This window comes from Zoogloea sp., from assembly GCF_023150065.1.
In the GTDB taxonomy this organism is placed as follows: domain Bacteria; phylum Pseudomonadota; class Gammaproteobacteria; order Burkholderiales; family Rhodocyclaceae; genus Zoogloea.
In genome coordinates, this window is the sequence record NZ_JAKLLN010000017.1 from 61,678 (window position 1) to 79,673 (window position 17,996).

The window sequence follows — 17,996 nt, forward strand, 5'->3', positions numbered from 1 at the left end:
AAGCAGTCTCCGCCCTGTCCGGCGGCATATTTTCACCCCGCTCAACACCCCATCGCTGGAACGAGCGCCCTTACGCCCCCGCCCCGAAGCCCCCCGTCACCTCACGAACACGCCTCGGCCCCCTCGGGGATGCGGCCGGCCAGGGTGTTGGCGGTGGCCAGCACCGCGCCATTGCGGAAGGCCCACAGGCTGCCGGCCGGCATGGCGACCCAGTGTTCGTTGCGGGTCAGGGGCACGGTGGCGAGGAGCACGGAGCGCATGCCCGGATCGAGGCTGGTGGTGAGGTCCAGGCCCAGGTTGGCGTCCTGCAGGTGCACCTCGCCGAAGGGGGCCTGGCGGATCACGTAGTGCAGGCGGGTCGAGCAGTGGGCCAGCATCACGTCGCCGTCGGAGAGCAGGAAGTTGATGACCCCGTGGCGGGTCAGGGTGATGGCGGCCTCGCCCAGCCAGTCGAAGAGCACCTCCAGGGGCGGGCGGATGTGGCCGAAGCGGCGGCGCATCTCCTGCATCAGCCAGCAGAAGGCCCGCTCGCTGTCGGTGGTGCCGACGGGCCGGAAGCTCCCGTCGAAATCCGGGGTGAAATCCAGCAGGGTGCCGTTATGGGCAAAGGCCCAGTTGCTGCCCCACTGCTCGCGGGCGAAGGGGTGGGTGTTTTCCAGGCGCACGGCCCCCACGGTGGCCTTGCGGATGTGGGCGACGATGTTGCTCGCCGGAAAGGGGTGGTGGCTGATCATCTCCGCCAGCCGCGAGCGGCACGAGGGTTTCGGCTCATTGACGATGTGCAGCCCGGGGCCGTCGAAGAAGGCGATGCCCCAGCCGTCCCCATGCACGTCCGTGCCACCGCCCCGGGCCTTGAAACCCTTGAAGGAGAAGCAGATGTCGGTGGGCAGGTTGCTGTTGAGCCCGAGGAGCTGGCACATGGTCGCCGGAATCAAGAAATGGGTCAGTGGGCCGGATTGCGCCGGGGCCTGTTGTGTTCTGAACGCACGAAGCCGGCGCCAGGTGGACCGGCTTCGCCAATCCGGCTCCCGGCCCGTGACACGGGTCACGGGCCGGGGCGGCCTTACCAGCTGTAGCCGGCCTTCAGGTAGGCAAAGCGGCCGTTGAAGCCGAAGGGCGAGCTCTGGCTATAGGGCAGCACGGTGTTGGGCGTGGTCGCCGCGGTGAGGCGGTTGGGGTAGCGGTCGGTGAGGTTGTCCACCCCGGCGGTGAAGGTCCACTTGCGCAGCCGGTAGCTGGCGGCCAGGTCCAGCACCCAGGCGGCGTTGAAGGTCTGGTCCAGGGCCGGGTTGCTGGCGTGGAAGGCGGTGAATTCGCCGTAGCGGGTGAGCAGGCCGCGCAGGTTCCAGGCCCCCAGGCCGTAGTCGGCGCCCAAGGTGAGCTTGTCCGAGGGCACGCCCTTGGTGATGCGCCCGGTCTCGGCCCGCCCGATGCGCGTCACTGCCAGGCCGTTCTGGGCCAGGATGGCCGGGTTGGCGGCCACGTGGGTGATGTCGGTGGTGTTGTAGTTGAAGCCCAGGCTCAGATCCACCCGGCCCCGGCTGTTCAGGTCGAAGCGATAGGTGCTGACCAGGTCGATGCCGCGGGTGCGGGTGTCGATGCCGTTGGTGAAGTAGCGCCCGCCGTCGGTGTTGGGGTAACCGTTGGCGGTGAGGAAGTTGCGCACCGCCGCGCCGGTGAGGTTCTCCGACAGCACGATGCGGTCGCGGATATCCACCTGGTAGGCGTCGATGGAGGTGGTGAGGTTGCGCAGCGGCTGCAGCACCACGCCCAGGCTGAAGTTGGTGGACTTCTCGGCCTTCAGGTCCTCGGCGCCGAGCTGGCGGGCCACCGGGTCGGACACCGAGAAGGTGCGCACGTCGTAGGGCACGCTGCTGATGAAGCTGGTGGTGGTGGTCGAGTAGTACTGCTGCACCAGGGACGGCGCCCGGAAGCCGGTGGACGCCGTGCCGCGCAGGGCCACCGCCGGCGACACCGCATAGCGCCCGGCCAGCTTGGCCGAGGTGGCGTCGCCGAAGTCGCTGTAGTTTTCGGCGCGCAAGGCCACCGAGCCGCTCAGCTTCTTGGTGATGTCGGCCTCCAGGCTGGCGTAGACGGCCTTGCTGTTGCGGCTGTTGGTGCCCGCGTCGGCCGGGCGGAAGCCGGCAAACACCTGGGCGCCGGTGCCGAAGTAGGAGTTGGGCTCGCCCGCCGAGATGGCGTACTTCTCGTTGCGGGTCTCCAGGCCCCAGGCCAGGGTCAGCGGGCCGGCCAGTGCGCCGACGCTGAACTCCCGGGCAAAGTCGGCGTTGATCACCGTCTGCACGTTCTCCAGCTCGCCGTCGTAGAAGCGCGTCGGGCTGCTCGCCCCCAGGCTGGTGTTGAGGCTGTTCTCGATGTTGAGGCGGTAGCGGTTGACGCCGTAGTTGGCGCTCAGATCCCAGCGCCAGCCGCTGTCGGTCACGCCCCGCACCCCGGCCACGAAGGCCTGGTCGATGCTGTTGCTGGCCTCGATGGGCAGGTAGCCGTTGGGGTAGATGGCGCGGATGTTGCGGCTGTCCAGGGCCGCGCGGTAGAAGCCCGCCGAGCGGGTGTTGCGGTTGGTGTAGTTGCCGAAGAAGTAGGCCTCCACGTCCGCATTGAAGGCGAACTGGCCGTTGAGGAAGACCGACTCCTGATCGCTGTCTGGGTCGCCAAAGCGCTGGCTGACCTTGCCGTACAGGGGCTCGGCGGGGTTGCGGAAGTCCGCCAGGGCACGGTTGGTGGAATTCTGTTCGCGCTTCTCCACCGCCACCCGCAGCCAGCCGCTGTCCGACAGGGGCAGGCCGAAGTGGGCGCTCTGCTTGTGCTGGGTGCCGTCACCCTCGCTGTACTGGCCGAAGCTGGCCTCCACCCCGCCGCCCTCGGCGCCCTTCTTGAGCACGATGTTGATCACCCCGGCGATGGCATCCGAGCCGTACTGGGCGGCCGCGCCGTCGCGGAGCACCTCGATGCGCTCCACCGCCGCCAGGGGGATGGCGTTGAGATCCACCGGCGCCGAGCCCCGCCCCTGGGTGCCGCTGGAATTGAGGATGGACGTGGTGTGGCGGCGCTTGCCATTGACCAGCACCAGGGTGTGGTCGGGGGACAGGCCGCGCAGCTGGGCCGGGCGCACCGCGTCGGTGGCATCGGTCACCGAGGGCCGCGGAAAGTTGAGGGACGGCAGCAGCCGGGCCAGCACCGTGGCCAGCTCGGTGGCGCCGCTGCTCTCCAGCTCCTTCGCGGAGATCTGGTCGATGGGCGACAGGGACGAGGTGACGGTGCGGGCCTTGGTGCGGGTGCCGGTGACGATCACGGTGTCCAGATCGACACCGCTGCCAGCGGCCTGCTGGGCGTGGGCGCCCCCGGAGAAGGCGGCGGCAAGACTGAGGGCCAGCAGGCTGGGGCGAAGAGGGCGAGAGCGCAACATGATGGAGGCCTTGTTGTTATTGGACGGTCAGGCATCCGTTTGCAACTTGCGCGCCAAGGCGCCGCCGGGCACGGCGACGGGTACCGAAGGCCTTCATTCCAAAGACAAATGTGGCGGCGCAGCAGGATCAGACAGGCCATGCCGGGGCGGCCCGGGCTGCTGCCAGGGCAACAGCGGCAGCACAGCCCTGCGCCGGGATCATCATCACTTCAGGGGATAAGCTTTTTACTCACCGGGCGGAAAGTCCGGCACCCGCAGGGAAGGGCAAGGGAGGGCGCGGCGGAAACGGGCGGCTTATCCAGGCGCCGACTAAATAAATCTGTTTTTCTTTGTTGACCCTGGTGTCGGGTCCGGGGATGAAATTGGCTCCATGAACACTCAACACTTCACCATTGGAACCCTCGCTGAGCAGGCCGGCGTATCGATCGACACGATCCGCTACTACGAGCGCGAGGGACTGCTGCCACCGCCGGCACGTTCTGCAGCCGGTTATCGTCGATACACCCCGGCTGCGGTCGAGCGGGTCCGGTTCATCTGCCGGGCCAAGAAGCTGGGTTTCACGCTGGAAGAGATCCGGGACTTGCTGGGCTTCTCCAACGACAGCGAAAAAGGCGTGCGCAACGTCAAGCACCTGGCCAGCGTGCGCCTGCAGGAGATCAACGAGCGCATCGACGCCCTGCTCGTCATCCGCGACGAACTGGCCGAGCTGGTAAAGGCCTGCCCCGGCGACGGGGAGCTGGAATGCTGCCCGATCCTGAACGCCACCAAGGGGACGGCAGCGGCCGCCACGGAGGCGCCCGCCGAGCCCGCTCCTCCGCCCACCCTGGAGCCCGCCTCGTGCTGCAGCCGGGTCTTGCCGGAGGACAGGCCATGAGCGAATCGGCACACCGTGCCCTCACCCTCCAGATCGACGGGATGAGTTGCGTCGCCTGCGCACACCAGGTCGAACAGGTGCTGGGCAAGCTGCCCGGGGTGAGGGCGAGCGTCAACTTCGCGTCGGCCAAGGCCAAGGTCGAGTTCTCGCCGGAACACGTGCAGTCCGCGGACCTGATCGCCGCAGTGACCCGCGCCGGCTTTGGTGCCAGCGAGATCGGCGAGCTGGAGGCCGAAGCCCTGGATGAGCGGAGCCGCAAGGAGGAGCGGGACTGGCAGGCCCAGCGCACCCGGGCCGTGTGGGCCTTGCTGGCGACGGCGCCCTTTATGGTGCAGATGGTCGCCATGTTCGGCGCGGACCTGCTGTCGCCGGCCCATGACGACCTGCTGCCCCGCGCCTGGCAATGGGCGCTGGCCAGTCTGGTGCAGTTCTGGGCGGGCAGCCGCTTCTATCGGGCAGCCTGGAATTCGCTGCGCGGCGGGTCGGCCAACATGGATGTGCTGGTGGTGCTGGGAACCGGTTCGGCCTACCTGTACAGCACCGTTGTCTGGCTGCTGGATCTGCACGATCACGTGTATTTCGAGGCCAGCGCGGCCATCGTGACCCTGATCCTCTGCGGGCGCCTGCTCGAGGCCCGGGCCAAGCGCAGGACCTCGTCGGCGATCGGTGCCCTGCTGCGGCTCAAGCCCAAGCGGGCCCGCCTGGAGCGGGATGGCCAGGTCATCGAGGTGGATGCCGCCAGCGTGAAGGTGGGCGATGTCTTCGTGGTGGCCGCCGGTGAGGCCGTGCCGGTGGATGGCGAGGTGATTGCCGGGGAGTCGAGCGTGGATGAGTCCATGCTCTCGGGGGAAAGCCTGCCTGTGCCCAAGCGCCCGGGGCAGCAGGTCCATGCGGCAACCCTCAATCAGAACGGCGTCCTGCGGGCGCGGGCAACCGGGGTTGGGGCGGACACCCTGCTGGCGCGCATCATCCGGATGGTCGATGAAGCGCAGGGCTCGAAGGCGCCCATCCAGCATCTGGTGGACAGGGTGGCGGCCGTCTTCGTGCCGACGGTGGTGGCCATTGCGGTGCTGACCCTCGGGCTGACCTGGTGGCTGAGCGGCGAGTTTGCCACCGCCCTGAATCACGCCGTGGCGGTGCTGGTGATCGCCTGCCCCTGCTCACTGGGCCTGGCGACGCCGACGGCGATCATGGTCGGCACGGGCTTGTCGGCGCGGGCCGGCATTCTCATCCGCAACGCGGGGGTGATCGAGCAGGCCCGCCAGTTGCGCGCGCTGGTGCTGGACAAGACCGGCACGCTGACCCAGGGGCGGCCGGATGTCACGGCGCTGATCACCCCGCAGCCCGCCGATGCGCCGCGCCTGCTGGCCTGGGCGGCAGCCCTGGAGACGGGCTCGGCCCATCCGCTGGCCAAGGCGATCATCGAGGCGGCCGGCCGGCGCGAGCTGGCCCTCCCCGAGGTGCAGGGCTTTGAGACGCTGCCGGGGATGGGCGTACGCGGCCACATCGACGGCCACGAGGTCCGCCTGGGCGCGCCGCGCTGGGTGGGCGACGGGCTGGCCGCGGAGGCCTGGCCGGCAGGGCTGGCGGAGGGCATCGACGAGGCCCGGGCCACGGGGCAGACCGTGGTGGTGCTGGCCGTGGATGGGCTTCCCTTCGGTGCCATCGCGATCGCCGACCCGGTCCGCCCCGGGGCGCGGGAGGCGGTCCGGCAACTGCTCGACCAGGGTATCGAGGTGGTCATGCTGACCGGCGACAACGCCCGGACGGCGCAGGTGGTGGCCAGGCAGTGCGGGATCAGCCAGTTTCACGCGGAGGTCCTGCCGGAGGACAAGGCCCGGGAGGTGCGCCGCCTGCAGGCCATCCATGGCCCGCATGTGGGGATGGTGGGGGATGGCATCAATGACGCGCCGGCCCTGGCCTCGGCGGATGTGAGCTTTGCCATCGGCGGGGGTTCGGATGTGGCCGTGGAGGCGGCCGACCTGGTGCTGGTACATGGCGACCTGCGCCACGTTGCCGCCGCCATCGACCTGTCCCGGGCCACCTTGCGCAAGATCCGCCAGAACCTCTTCTTTGCCTTCATCTACAACGTCCTCGGCATTCCCCTGGCGGCCTTCGGATTGCTCAATCCGGTGCTGGCGGGGGCGGCGATGGCGCTCAGCTCGGTGTCGGTGGTCAGCAATTCCCTGCTGCTCAACCGGTGGCGCCCCAAAGGCGGCCGCTGAACGCACGGACGCAATCCGTTTTTCATTCAACTCAACAAGGACCCAATCATGAGCCAGTACATCAGCAACATTCTCGAACTGACCGTTGACGGCATGCGCTGCGGCGGCTGTTCAGGACGCCTCCAGAAAGCCCTGGACGGTACGGAGGGCATCCAGTCGAGCAACATCGTCCTGGAAGCCAAGCGGGTGACCGTCAGCTTCGACCCGGTGCGGATCAATGCGGCGGGGATTCGCGAGCGGATCGAGCAGACCGGCTTCTCCATCGTGGATTGAGCCGGCGGGCGCTGCTCCGGCGCCCTGCCCGTTTGCGCGTCCCCCTCGCACCGCTCCCTTTTCATTTCCTTTTTCTTCTCCCGCTTCACTTCACCGCAGGCCATGGCGCGCAGGGCGCGTCGTGGCGGAGCTTTGCCTCAACTTTCTTGGTGGAACTCGACATGAAATCCAGCCAGCTTTCCAGAACACGCCTGTTCAGAGTCACATCCCTGTCTGTCGCGGTGGCGGCGGCCTTTGCTGCGCCGGCTTACGGCCAGAGCACCGAAAAAGGGGCCGGCGCAGCCTTTGACACCGTGAAGGTGACGACAGGAAACACCCAGCCCGGCTACGCCAGCGATGCCAGTGTCGGTGGCAAGGAGTTGCTCAAGCCGCAGGAGATCGCTGCTTCGGTCACCGTGATCACCGAACAGCGGATCAAGGACCAGAATCTCCGGACCCTGGCCGATGCGCTCAACCAGGCCACGGGTGTGACCGTGATCTCCAATGACACCACCCAGAGCCAGTACCGTTCCCGGGGGTATGCGCTGGGCTTGAGCCATGACGGCATCCCGGTCTACAACGCCTTGTCGGGCAAGTCGCAGCTGGATCTCTCCATCTACGAGCGGGTCGAAGTGCTCCGCGGGCCCGCCGGGATCTTCAGCGGCAGCGGCGACCCCGGCGGTGTCGTGAACCTGGTGCGCAAGCGCGCCAAGGATGAGGTGGCACTCTCCGGGGCACTCAGCTTCGGTTCGTGGAACACCACCCAGGGGGATGTGGACCTCACCGGCCCCCTCAACGAGAGCGGAACGGTGCGTGGACGCGCCGTGGTGTCGCTGACCGACCGCCAGTATTTCTACGAGCGGACCGCCACCAGCAAGTGGGTCGGCTATGCGACCCTGGACTGGGATCTGAGCCCCTCCACCACCTTGTCCCTGGCCGTCACGGCACAGGAGGACCGGACCCGGGCGCCTTACATCGGGCTGCCGGCCTGGACGACAGGGCAACTGACCCAGGCGTCCCGTGCCACCAACCCGCAGCCGAACTGGAGCCGTGCCGACTGGACCACCCAGGACTACCTGCTGGAGCTTGAGCAGCGCTTCGATAGCGGCTGGGTGGCCCGCGTCAAGCTGAACCGGCGCGAACAATCACAGTACTGGAAGGACGCCTTTGCCTGGAGCGGCGTGAATCCGCAGACGAATACGCTCAACTACCGCCGCTGGATCGGCGACTACGCTTACGACCGCGATGCGGTGGACGTGTATGCCAGCGGCCCCTTCTCCCTCTTCGGCAGGACCCACCGGGCCCTGGTGGGCTACAACTACGAGACGCTCAAGGCGCCCGGGCAGGGCTATGGCCTGGGCATGCAGCGCGACCTGGTGCCCGGGGTGCCCTTCGGCCAGCCAGGAGGCATTCCCGAAGTGACTGCCGCCTACAACTCGGGCTCCCTCAGCGAGACCCGGCAGCATGGGGTGTATGGCCAGCTGCGTCTCAAGCCCGCTGATCCGCTCACGGTGGTCCTGGGGGGCCGGCTCAGCACCTTCAACGACCGCTCCCGGTCGGTGGCGCCGTCCACACCGACCGACTGGAGCCAGGGTGCCCGGGCCAGCCAGCACTTCACGCCCTCGGCGGCGGTGCTCTACGACATCGTCCCCGCCCTCACGCTTTACAGCAGCTATTCCAGCATCTTCATCCCGCAGACCCAGCTCCGCTCCGATGGCGGCACGATCGATCCGCGCGAGGGACGGCAGTACGAGGTGGGCGCCAAGGCCGCGTTGCTCGATGGCCGCCTGAATGCATCCGCCTCGATCTTCGATCTGCGTGACCGCAACCGGGCCTTCCTCAAGGACGACGGCTTCTACCTCAATGCGGGCGAAGTACAGAGCAAGGGCTGGGAGCTGGAGGTGGCGGGCCGGCCGGCTGCGGGCTACGAGATCCAGGCCGGCTATGCGCGCCTCGACAGCAAGTACCTGAAGGACAAGAACAACGAGGGCCTGCCCTTCAACACCTGGGACCCGCGCAACTCCCTCAAGCTGTGGGGCCTGCGCCGCTTCACGGAGGGGCCGGCAGAAGGCCTCGATGCGGGCCTGGGCGTCATCGCGGTGAGCGGCAGCCAGTCGGGGACAGGCAGCGCCGCGGTGCGCCGGCAAGGCGGCTATGCGGTGCTCAATGCCCTGCTGGCGTACCGGGTCAACAAGACCTTTTCGGTGCAGCTGAATGCCAATAACCTGCTGGACCGGACCTACTACACCCGGCTGGGCGGCCTGAACACCTACAACAGCTACGGTGAGCCTCGCAGCTTCGCGCTGACCCTGCGCGCCCAGTACTGAGGCAGAGGATGAGGATGCGTGCCATCACGAGGCGGATCGTCGGGCCTGCGGGGCCTCTCATCGCGGCCTACTGGCGCTCCGAGGAGCGCTGGCGGGCCCGCGCACTGCTGGCCCTGATCGTCGGCCTCGACCTGCTCATCGTGTGGCGCGCAGCCCGCGTGACCTTCTGGCAACGGGATCTCTACGACGCGTTCGCGGCCTACGACGTCACCGCATTCTGGGGTCTGATGGCGCAGTTGATGGTGCTGGCGTCGATCGGCGTGGTGATGAGCACAGCCCGCATCTATGCCGCGCAGGCGCTGGAGATGCGCTGGCGCAGCTGGATGACCGAGGTCTTCGTGGCACGCTGGCTGTCCGGCATGGCCTTCTACCGGATCGAGCAGGACAAGCAGGTGGATAACGTGGACCAGCGCATTGCCGAAGACCTGCGGATGCTGGCGACCCACAGCTTGTCGCTCGGTCTGGGGCTGTTGAGCAACCTGGTCAACCTGGTGACGTTCTCGATCATCCTGTGGGGCCTGTCCGGCGTGCTGACGGTGGCCCTGGGGGGCTTCGACCTGGAGATCCCCGGCTACATGCTGTGGGCCTCCGTGCTGTTTGCGGCTGTCGGTTCGGTGGCGATGGAGAAGGTCGGGGGGCGCCTGAGCACCATCGACTACCGGCAGCAGCAGGCCGAGGCGGATTTCCGCCTGCTCCTGGTGCGTATCCGCGAGAGTGCCGAGCAGATCGCCTTCTATGCCGGGGAAGACACCGAGAAGGCCCGCCTGGGGCAAGGCTTTGCCGCGGTGCGCGACAACTGGCGCCAGGTGATGACCTACACCAAGAGGGTGACCATGCTGGACGCCCTCTATACCGAGGGGGCGGCGCTGGTGCCCTATCTGCTGAATGCGCCGCGCTACTTCGCCCACGCCATCACGCTGGGAGAGCTCACCCAGTTCACCCAGTCCTCGATGAAAGTCCGGGTGGCCTTGTCGTGGTTCATCTACAAGTACAAGGACATTGCCCTGCTGCGCTCGGTGTGCCGCCGCCTGGCCGAGTTCGACGCAAGCCTGGGCACGCCGGGCCGCCCGGGCATCAGCCTGCAGACGCAGGGCGGAGAGGCGCTCGAAGTACGGGCGCTCGAGGTGTGCCGCCCGTCCGGCGAGGCCCTGCTGTCTCTTCCCCGCTGGCGCGTCGCGCCCGGGGAGCGGTGGTGGGTGAAAGGGCCGTCCGGCGCCGGCAAGAGCACGCTGCTGCGGGCCCTGGCCGGCCTGTGGCCCCATGGCAGCGGCCACATTTCCTGGCCTGCCGGCGCCCGGATGATGTTCGTTCCGCAGCGCAACTACCTGCCGCCCGGCAGCCTGCGGGCCGCCTTGAGCTACCCCGCGGCGGAACAGGCGTTCAGCCGCGCGGAGTGCCTGCATGCCCTTCAGGATGTGCGGCTCGAGGCGCTGGCCGGCGAGCTGGATCGCATCGACGACTGGGCCCGGCGCTTGTCGCCCGGCGAACAGCAGCGCCTTGCCTTTGCCCGGGTGCTGCTGCAACGGCCCGACCATCTCTTCCTCGACGAAGCCACCTCCTCGCTGGATGACGATAACGAGACGAGGCTTTACCAGAACCTGCTGGCACGCCTGCCGCACCTGACCCTGGTCAGCGTGGCCCATCGCCAGCGCGTCGCGGGCTTTCACTCGCACGTACTGGAAGTACCCGGACCCACCCTCCACCGCGCCGGGGCAAACGATGCCTGCACCGCCTGAGGTGGCGGCCCAGGCGGGAGGGGCGCTCAGGCCTGGGTGGCGCGCGAGAACAGCTGGATCACCGCCACCCCGGCAACGATCAGGCCCATGCCGAGCATGGCCGGCACATCCAGGCGCTGGCCATAGACCAGCCAGGCCGCCAGGCTGATCAGCACGATGCCCGCCCCAGACCAGATGGCATAGGCCACGCCGATGGAGACATGGCGCAAGGCCAGGGACAGGAAGAAGAAGGCGGCGACATAGCCGATCACCACCAGAACGCTCGGCCCCAGGCGGGTGAAGCCGTCGCAGGCCTTCAGGGCCGAGGTGGCAAAGACTTCGCAGACGATGGCGAGGGCGAGGAAGAGGTAGGGCATGGGTCAGGCACTCCGTTGAGACCCGGAGGAGCTTACCCCGGGCCTGGCACGGTCGCGCTCATCCTTTGGGAGTACAGGCCCCGTGCGACGCCCGCAGCACTCCGGCCGGCGCGGGGGGCGTTCCGGGAGACGGCTTGACCGAACTCAATCCAGCCGGCGGAGTTTCCGAGTAAATTTCTCGGGATTACCCCGTGCAATGACGCCATGGCGAAGAAATTTCCAATCCATCCGAAGCACCCGGAACGCATCTGCTGGGGCTGCGACAAATACTGCCCGAAAGATGCTCTGGGCTGCGGCAACGGCTCGGGCCGCACCCAGCACCCCGCCGAACTGCTCGGCGACGACTGGTATACGTACGGCGATTGGGGCCTGGACCTCGAAGAAACGCCCGTGAAGGGCAGCGGGTCGGCAGACCATTCAGATACACGGTACAGGCGGCGCAGCTGAACTTGGTGCCCACAAGTTTAGGGGGGTCGCGCAGGCCCCACAGTAGTAGTGGGGAGGGCCGGCGTCACATCCACCTGTTGCCACAGAGCGTTGATCAACAGGAAGCAGTCACCCATCGAGGGGCCTCTGCCTCAGCCACTGAGTACCTGCGACCAACACCTGCGCTGCTTACAAACCTGAAATGTACTCAGCCAACTCATCTATCTCCGCGTCACTCAGGGGCTGTACGAAGCGGTTCATCACGCCATCCGCGCTGTTGCGGCGTTCGCCGATCTTCCAGCTGGCGAGCTGGCCACGCAGGTAGGTGTGCTGCTGGCCACCAATCACCGGATTGAAGGTAGTACCAACGACGAGCCCCTTGCCGTCCGGGCCGTGGCAGCTGACGCAGGAGGGCAGGCCACGGGCCGGATCGCCGTTCTCGAAGAGCGCCCTGGCCTTGGGCAGGTTCCGGGGGGCGTCGCCCTTCATCTTCTTCAGGCTGGCGAAGTAGGCCGCCACATCCACCGCATCGGCGTCGTCCAGGCTGGCGGCGATGATGTTCATGGTCTGGTGCTTGCGGGCCCCCTTCTTCAGGTCGGCGAGCTGTTTGATGAGGTACTGGGAGTACTGGCCGGCCAGCTTGGGCGTGGCCGGGGCGGTGCTGTTGCCGTCCAGGGCATGGCACTCCTGGCACAGCTCGGTGACGGCAATCTCGCGGCCCAGCACCGGGTCGCCCTTGCCGATGCGCAGCTTGATCACGTCGGCACTGTCGTCGGCCACAGACACCACCGCGGAGGCGCCCAGGACAAGAGCCGCGAGCACAAGAAAGGGAGCCCTGCTCCCCGGGATTCGAAACATGAAAGGCACTCGGAAGGGCCACCGGGGATGCTCAGCGAGACGCCCTACCCCGATGGTATCGACTATCGGGCAGAACGGCTGGCAGCGAGGCGCTGCACCGTTTCGAGGGCCTTTTCGACGTTGGCAACCGGCGCCACGCCGCCGATGGTGGCGGCCACCTTGCCATCGGGGGTGAGCACATAGGTAACGCGCTCCACCGAGGCGTGGTCGATGTCGGCGCCGCGGGTATCCTTGCGGCCGGCTGCCCGTTCGCGCACGGTCAGGTCATAGGCCCGGGCAATGCGGCCATCGGCATCGGAAGCCACTGCGAGCTTGCCGGCGCAGTAATCCGGATCAGCCGAAAACTCGTTCAGCCGAGCAATGCTGTCCAGGGACACGCCGATCACACTGGCGCCTGCGGCGGCAAACCTGTCGTGTTGCTCGGCAAAGGTGTGGGCCTGGAGGTTGCAGCCATTGGTGTAGGCGGAAGGATAGAAATACACCACCACCGGGCCCTTCTTCAGGGCGGTCTTGAGAGAATAGTCGAAGGCCTTGCCGGCCAGGGAGGCGCGGGCTTCAAAGTCGGGGGCCGCGGCACCTTCCGTCAGGGCTGCACCAGCCGGCAGCGTGAGAGTGGCGAGCAGCGCGCCAAAAAGGGCGAAGCCCGGGATAGATGTCTTCATCGGGGTCGGTATCCGTCAGGATTTCTTGTAGAAGTTATGGCAGCTCTTGCAGGTTCTGGACAGGTCGGTGGCCAGATTGGTGGCATGGTCGAAGTCACCTCCGTTCACGGATTTGAGGATATCGGCGACCAGCTCGCGGCTCTTCTTCGACAGCCTCACGGCGTCATCGGCGTCGCCCTTGCTAACGTAAAAGTGCTCGATCTCGGCGAACATGCCGCCAAGTTCGGTTGCATCGGAGAGACTGCCCTTCTTGTCCTTAAGGGCAATGTTGGAGGCCATGCTCTTGTTGACGTCTTCGACGGCCTGCATCAGGTCGGAGTCGAGCTCCGCCACGGCGGCCCATACACTGCCCGCGAAGAGGATGAGGATTCCGGCTATCAGACTGATCTTGCGCATTGCTGTTCAACCTGCCGGGCCGGTACTCCGACCGGCCACATGAGAGAGTAAGAGTAAGGGGGCCGCCCGTCGCCGGGCGGCCCCCGTGGGCATCAGGCGATGAGTTCCTTCACCACCTTGCCGTACACCACCGTCGGGCGCTCGGAGCGGCCGGCATTGAGGTAGGTGACCTTGAGGTGATCCAGGCCCAGCAGGGCCAGCACGGTGGCGTGGAGGTCATAGGTATCCACGGCCTTCTCCTTATCGGCGACCTGCAGGCCGATGGCGTCGGTTTCGCCGTAGGTCAGGCCGGCCTTCACGCCGCCACCGGCCATCCACTGGGTGTAGCCCCAGGGGTTGTGATCACGGCCATCGCCCGACTCGCCGAAGGAGGTGCGGCCGAACTCGGAGGTCCACACCACCAGGGTCGATTCCAGCAGCCCGCGGGACTTCAGGTCGGCGAGCAGGCCCGCAATGGGCTTGTCCACCATCCTGGCCATGGCGCCGTGGTTCTTCTCGAGGTCGCTGTGGGCATCCCAGTTGCGGACGTCCTCGTTGGCCGGGCCGGACACCACCTGCACGAAGCGCACGCCGCGCTCCACCAGGCGGCGCGCGCGCAACAGCACCGTGCCGTAGTCATTGGTGTCCTTGTCACCAATGCCGTAGAGGGCGCGGGTGGTGGCGGTTTCCTTGTTCACGTCCACCGCCTCCGGGGCGGTGCTCTGCATGCGGTAGGCCAGCTCGTAGGCCTCGATGCGCGCCTTCAGTTCGGAGTCACCCTTGTAGCGGGTGGCGTGGTGCTGGTTGAGCTGCTTGAGCAGATCGAGTTCGGAGCGCTGGGCTGCGGCGGCGATTAGCTCGGGGCGGGCCAGGTTGTGGATGGGCTGCTCGCCGGGGAGGAAGGCCGTGCCCTGATACACCGCCGGCAGGAAGCCGGAGCTCCAGTTCACCGAGCCCCCCTGAGGCTCATTCTTGCCGTTGTAGAGCACCACATAGGACGGCAGGTCGCGGTTGGCCGAGCCCAGGGCGTACTGAACCCATGCCCCGAGGGACGGACGCCCCGGCACCAGATCGCCGGTGTTCAGCTTGAGGATGGAGATGTTGTGGGTGGCACCCACCGTCACACTCGACTTGATGAAGGCGATGTCGTCGGCGCGCTGGGCCAGGTTGGGCAGCAGGTCGGAGAACCAGGCGCCGCTCTGCCCATGCTGCTTCCACTCCCGCTTGGAGATGAAGAGCTTGTTGGAGTCGCCGCCCCGGGTGGCCAGCTGGATGCCCTGGGTGAAGGAGTCCGGCGTCGGCTTGCCGGCCAGCTTGATCAGCTCCGGCTTGTGGTCGAAGAGATCGAGGTGGCTGGGCGCGCCATCCATGTGCAGCCAGATCACCGATTTGGCCGTACCCGGAAAGTGCGGCTTTTTGGGGGCCAGCGGATCGTCAATGCCGGCGGCCAGGTCGGCCGCGTTGGCGTAGGAGAGCAGGCCTCCGCCCGGCAGCGCCAGGGACGAGACGCCGAGGGCGCCCAGGCCCAGCCCGGCCTTATGCAGGAATTCGCGACGTGATTTCATGGTGCTGTGTCCTTCCGGATTCAATGATTAGTAGCGATATACGAATTCGTTGGAATTCAGGATCGTGTGGGTCAGATCGACAAAGGCGGCAAGGCGGATCGGCTCGGCATTGCGGGCCTGGCTGGTATTGAGGCCCACCGGCACGGCCATCGAAACCCGGCCACTGGCAATCGCCTGTTCCCGGAAGAGGCCTTCCTGACGGTCGAGGAAGGACACCAGGGTGTTCTTCTCGAACTTGTCCGGACTGCGCGAATACACGATCTGGAAGAGGCGCTCGATTTGCTTCACCGGATCCGGACCAGCCTCACGCACCACACGACCGGCCAGCGCCTGGGACGACTTGAAGACCTGCTCGTTGTTGATCAGGGCCAGCGCCTGCAGCGGCGACGTGGTGATGGAGCGCTTGCTGTGCACCTTCTGCGGCGAGGCCATATCGAAGGTCTCGAGCATCGGGTAGGGCACGCTGCGACGGTTGAAGATGTAGATGCTGCGGCGGTTGTACTCGCCGGGATCCTTATCCACCGTCCAGAAGCGGCCGGGGGCCTTCAGGGTGGAGGGCACCGGCGGGAACACGGCCGGGCCGCCCACCTTGTCCACCAGCTCGCCGGAAGCGGCCAGCAGGGAGTCGCGGATCTGCTCGGCATCCAGGCGCTGACGCGGGAATACGGCCAGCAGCTTGTTGTCCGGGTCAATCTTGGCAACATCCTCGCGGGGCGCAGAAGACTGACGATAAGTACTGGACAGCAGGATCTCGCGTTGCAGCTTCTTGGTGCTCCAGCCGTCCTTGACGAACCTGTCGGCCAGATAGTCGAGGAGTTCCGGATGGGTCGGTTTGGTGCCGGCGCGGCCGAAATCACTCACCGTTTCAATCACACCACGGCCAAAGTACTGGCCCCACACCCGGTTCACGAACACGCGTGCGGTCAGCGGGTTGTTCGGGCTGGACAGCCAGCTGGCCAGCGCAGCACGACGACCGGTGGAGTTCTCCAGCGGGGTGATCTGGATCTTCTCGTTGGTCGGGTTGAAGAGTGCCGGGACGCCGGGCTGCACCTCCTCCAGCGGCCGGTCCCAATCACCCACAAACAGGAGGTGCGTCTGGGCCGGGTCCTTACCCAGATCCACGACACCGGAGATGCGTTCGGACCCCTTGCTGGGGCGCAGATCGTCGTACTTGCGCAACTCTTCCGTGAGCTTGGCCAACTGCTCCTTGATGCCCTTGGCGCTTTCCTCGTAATTGAGGTAAGAGGCGGTGACGGCCTGGTCGGTGTAATTGGTGGTCAGGTAGCGATTGATGACCCAACGCTCTTTCGGCGTCGCCGTATCAAGCTTGTCGCGCTTGGCCAGGGCCTCGCGGGTTTCCGGCGTGAAACGACCGATGTGGTACTCCTCGCCCACCTTGCGGATCGGCGCAAGCAGCGCCTTGATGCGGTCACGCACATCCTTGGTGGCGGCCTGGTACTTGGCCTGGGCTTCCGAGTATTTCAGGTCGGCCTCGCCCTTCTCCTTGAGAGGTAGGGTGTCATTCGCCGAGGCGTTCGCAAAGAAGGCCTGAAGCTGGAAGTACTCCTTCTGGGAGACCTTGTCGATCTTGTGGTTGTGGCAGCGGGCGCACTCCACCGAAGACCCGAGGAACACCGTGCTCACCGTATCCACCATGTCGGTGGTGTTCTGGTACTTCTTCTGCACGATGTTGCGGGAGTTGCTATCGTCCGCATAGGCGCGCAGGAAGCCGGTGGCCACCAGCGCATCCTGCTTGCCCGGCCACAGCTCGTCGCCGGCAATCTGCTCTTTCACGAACAGGTCGTAGGGCTTGTCCTGATTGAAGGAGTTGATTACGTAGTCCCGATAGCGCCACATGTTGGCGCGGGTCTCATCATTGGTGAACCCGGCGCTGTCCGAGTAGCGGGCCAGATCCAGCCAGCGCCGGGCCTGGCGCTCGCCGTAGCGGGTCGAGGCCAGCAGGCGGTCCACCAGCTTCTCGTAGGCATCGGGGGAGCGGTCTTCAACAAATGCCTTGACCTCCTCCGGCGTCGGAATCAGGCCCCACACATCGAGGGTCGCCCGCCGGATGAAGGTCTCACGATCCACCTCGGCCGAGGGCTTGATGTTCTTGCCTTCAAGCTGGGCCAGCACGAAGGCATCCACCGGCTTGCGGACCCACTTGGCCTGCTTCACCGCCGGCAGTGCCGGCGCTTGAACCACCTTATAGGGCGACCACTGGGACGCACGAGCCGTGCGGGATGGGGATGAGGCTGCGGGGGCCTCCACCTTGTCTTCCGCGCCGGCAGGCAGCGCGGCTGCAAAGCACGACACGACGGCGAGATACACGAGTTTCTTCATCGATTCACTCCAGATTGCTTCATCGGATTACGCATTGGCTCAGGGAATAAATAGCGGGCCTGGCGTCAGGCAATGGCGGCCCCACAACCTCTATTAGCAGCAGTCATGCCACCCAGTGAAAACACAGCGGACGAAGTACCAAAATGAATGAATAATTTCTTTCCGATCAAACCCCTATGAAAGCAGCCCTGCATCCATGCAGAAATACTCCAAGCCACGGCCTGCATGCCATGGGAGACAAGGGGCCGGGCAATGTGCTTCCCCGGCAGCAGCCCCCGGAACCGGGCTGCTTGCTTTTCAGCAGCAATAAGACAGGCCACCAGAAATCCGGAGAAAGAGCCCCGCCCGGGAAATTGCTTGAAATGCAGCAGCCCTGCCGACCAGAATGCTGCAACGCCAACATCCTGAAAATCCTGATTAGCTTCTGAAGAAGACAGATAAGCAAAAAGGGCAAACCGGAATGTATCGCAAGCTCTTGAATAAAAAGACCGGAATACCCTTTTGAGGTGAAATCTCCTCTTCCCGTGAAATAGAAAAACCCGGAACACGACGGGTGGCACGCCTATTGCCAAT

At 66.2% G+C, this 17,996-nt stretch carries 15 protein-coding genes; 6 read left to right on the forward strand and 9 right to left on the reverse strand.

The window, feature by feature from the left end; all coding sequences use genetic code 11:
- Positions 1-101 precede the first annotated feature (101 nt).
- Together L6Q67_RS17360 and L6Q67_RS17365 are read right to left on the reverse strand one after the other, a co-directional pair.
- Positions 102-920, reverse strand: coding sequence for a class II glutamine amidotransferase (locus L6Q67_RS17360; RefSeq protein ID WP_296572283.1), 819 nt, complete (start codon positions 918-920; stop codon positions 102-104).
- Positions 921-1,063: 143 nt separating this feature from the next.
- On the reverse strand, positions 1,064-3,427 hold the full coding sequence (locus tag L6Q67_RS17365) for a TonB-dependent receptor (protein ID WP_296572285.1): 2,364 nt from the start codon (positions 3,425-3,427) through the stop codon (positions 1,064-1,066).
- A 370-nt stretch (positions 3,428-3,797) separates the two neighbouring features.
- Between L6Q67_RS17365 and L6Q67_RS17370 the strand changes: the two genes are divergently transcribed.
- The 5 genes from L6Q67_RS17370 (at position 3,798) to L6Q67_RS17390 (ending at position 10,841) form a co-directional block, all read left to right on the forward strand.
- Positions 3,798-4,301 carry a heavy metal-responsive transcriptional regulator gene (locus L6Q67_RS17370; protein WP_296572288.1) on the forward strand — a complete coding sequence of 168 codons (504 nt, stop codon included), beginning with the start codon at positions 3,798-3,800 and terminating at the stop codon, positions 4,299-4,301.
- Positions 4,298-6,526, forward strand: a complete 2,229-nt coding sequence (locus L6Q67_RS17375; RefSeq protein ID WP_296572291.1) for a cation-translocating P-type ATPase — start codon at positions 4,298-4,300, stop codon at positions 6,524-6,526. Before L6Q67_RS17370 ends, L6Q67_RS17375 begins: the two co-directional genes overlap by 4 nt.
- Before the next feature lie 48 nt (positions 6,527-6,574).
- Entirely contained in the window at positions 6,575-6,799 is a 225-nt protein-coding gene (locus tag L6Q67_RS17380) for a heavy metal-associated domain-containing protein (RefSeq protein WP_296572293.1), read from the forward strand.
- Positions 6,800-6,960: 161 nt separating this feature from the next.
- Complete coding sequence (locus L6Q67_RS17385; protein WP_296572297.1) at positions 6,961-9,105, forward strand: TonB-dependent siderophore receptor; 2,145 nt, start codon at positions 6,961-6,963, stop codon at positions 9,103-9,105.
- Between the two features lie 14 nt (positions 9,106-9,119).
- Positions 9,120-10,841, forward strand: coding sequence for an ABC transporter ATP-binding protein/permease (locus L6Q67_RS17390; RefSeq protein ID WP_296572307.1), 1,722 nt, complete (start codon positions 9,120-9,122; stop codon positions 10,839-10,841).
- 26 nt (positions 10,842-10,867) lie between these two features.
- Here the strand turns inward: L6Q67_RS17390 and L6Q67_RS17395 are convergent, their stop codons facing one another.
- Positions 10,868-11,197: an SMR family transporter gene (locus L6Q67_RS17395; protein ID WP_296572310.1), complete on the reverse strand. Its 330-nt coding sequence runs from the start codon at positions 11,195-11,197 to the stop codon at positions 10,868-10,870.
- A 204-nt stretch (positions 11,198-11,401) separates the two neighbouring features.
- Here L6Q67_RS17395 and L6Q67_RS17400 point away from each other — a divergent pair, with 204 nt between their 5' ends.
- The gene (locus tag L6Q67_RS17400; RefSeq protein ID WP_296572312.1) at positions 11,402-11,644 is read left to right on the forward strand and encodes a DUF3079 domain-containing protein; all 243 of its coding nucleotides are present in this window, start codon (positions 11,402-11,404) and stop codon (positions 11,642-11,644) included.
- 168 nt (positions 11,645-11,812) lie between these two features.
- Here L6Q67_RS17400 and L6Q67_RS17405 read toward each other — a convergent pair whose 3' ends face one another.
- The 6 genes from L6Q67_RS17405 to L6Q67_RS17430 all read right to left on the reverse strand — a co-directional run bounded on the left by L6Q67_RS17405 (position 11,813) and on the right by L6Q67_RS17430 (position 17,983).
- Entirely contained in the window at positions 11,813-12,403 is a 591-nt protein-coding gene (locus L6Q67_RS17405; RefSeq protein ID WP_296572315.1) for a c-type cytochrome, read from the reverse strand.
- A gap of 140 nt (positions 12,404-12,543) precedes the next feature.
- Entirely contained in the window at positions 12,544-13,143 is a 600-nt protein-coding gene (locus tag L6Q67_RS17410; RefSeq protein WP_296572318.1) for a peroxiredoxin, read from the reverse strand.
- Between the two features lie 15 nt (positions 13,144-13,158).
- Positions 13,159-13,539 (reverse strand): hypothetical protein, encoded by a 381-nt coding sequence (locus tag L6Q67_RS17415; protein WP_296572321.1) that lies wholly within the window; start codon positions 13,537-13,539, stop codon positions 13,159-13,161.
- 92 nt (positions 13,540-13,631) lie between these two features.
- Positions 13,632-15,083, reverse strand: a complete 1,452-nt coding sequence (locus L6Q67_RS17420) for a DUF1501 domain-containing protein (RefSeq protein WP_296572324.1) — start codon at positions 15,081-15,083, stop codon at positions 13,632-13,634.
- Positions 15,084-15,110: 27 nt separating this feature from the next.
- Entirely contained in the window at positions 15,111-17,423 is a 2,313-nt protein-coding gene (locus L6Q67_RS17425; RefSeq protein WP_296572327.1) for a DUF1553 domain-containing protein, read from the reverse strand.
- 65 nt (positions 17,424-17,488) lie between these two features.
- Complete coding sequence (locus L6Q67_RS17430; RefSeq protein ID WP_296572329.1) at positions 17,489-17,983, reverse strand: hypothetical protein; 495 nt, start codon at positions 17,981-17,983, stop codon at positions 17,489-17,491.
- Positions 17,984-17,996 lie beyond the last annotated feature (13 nt).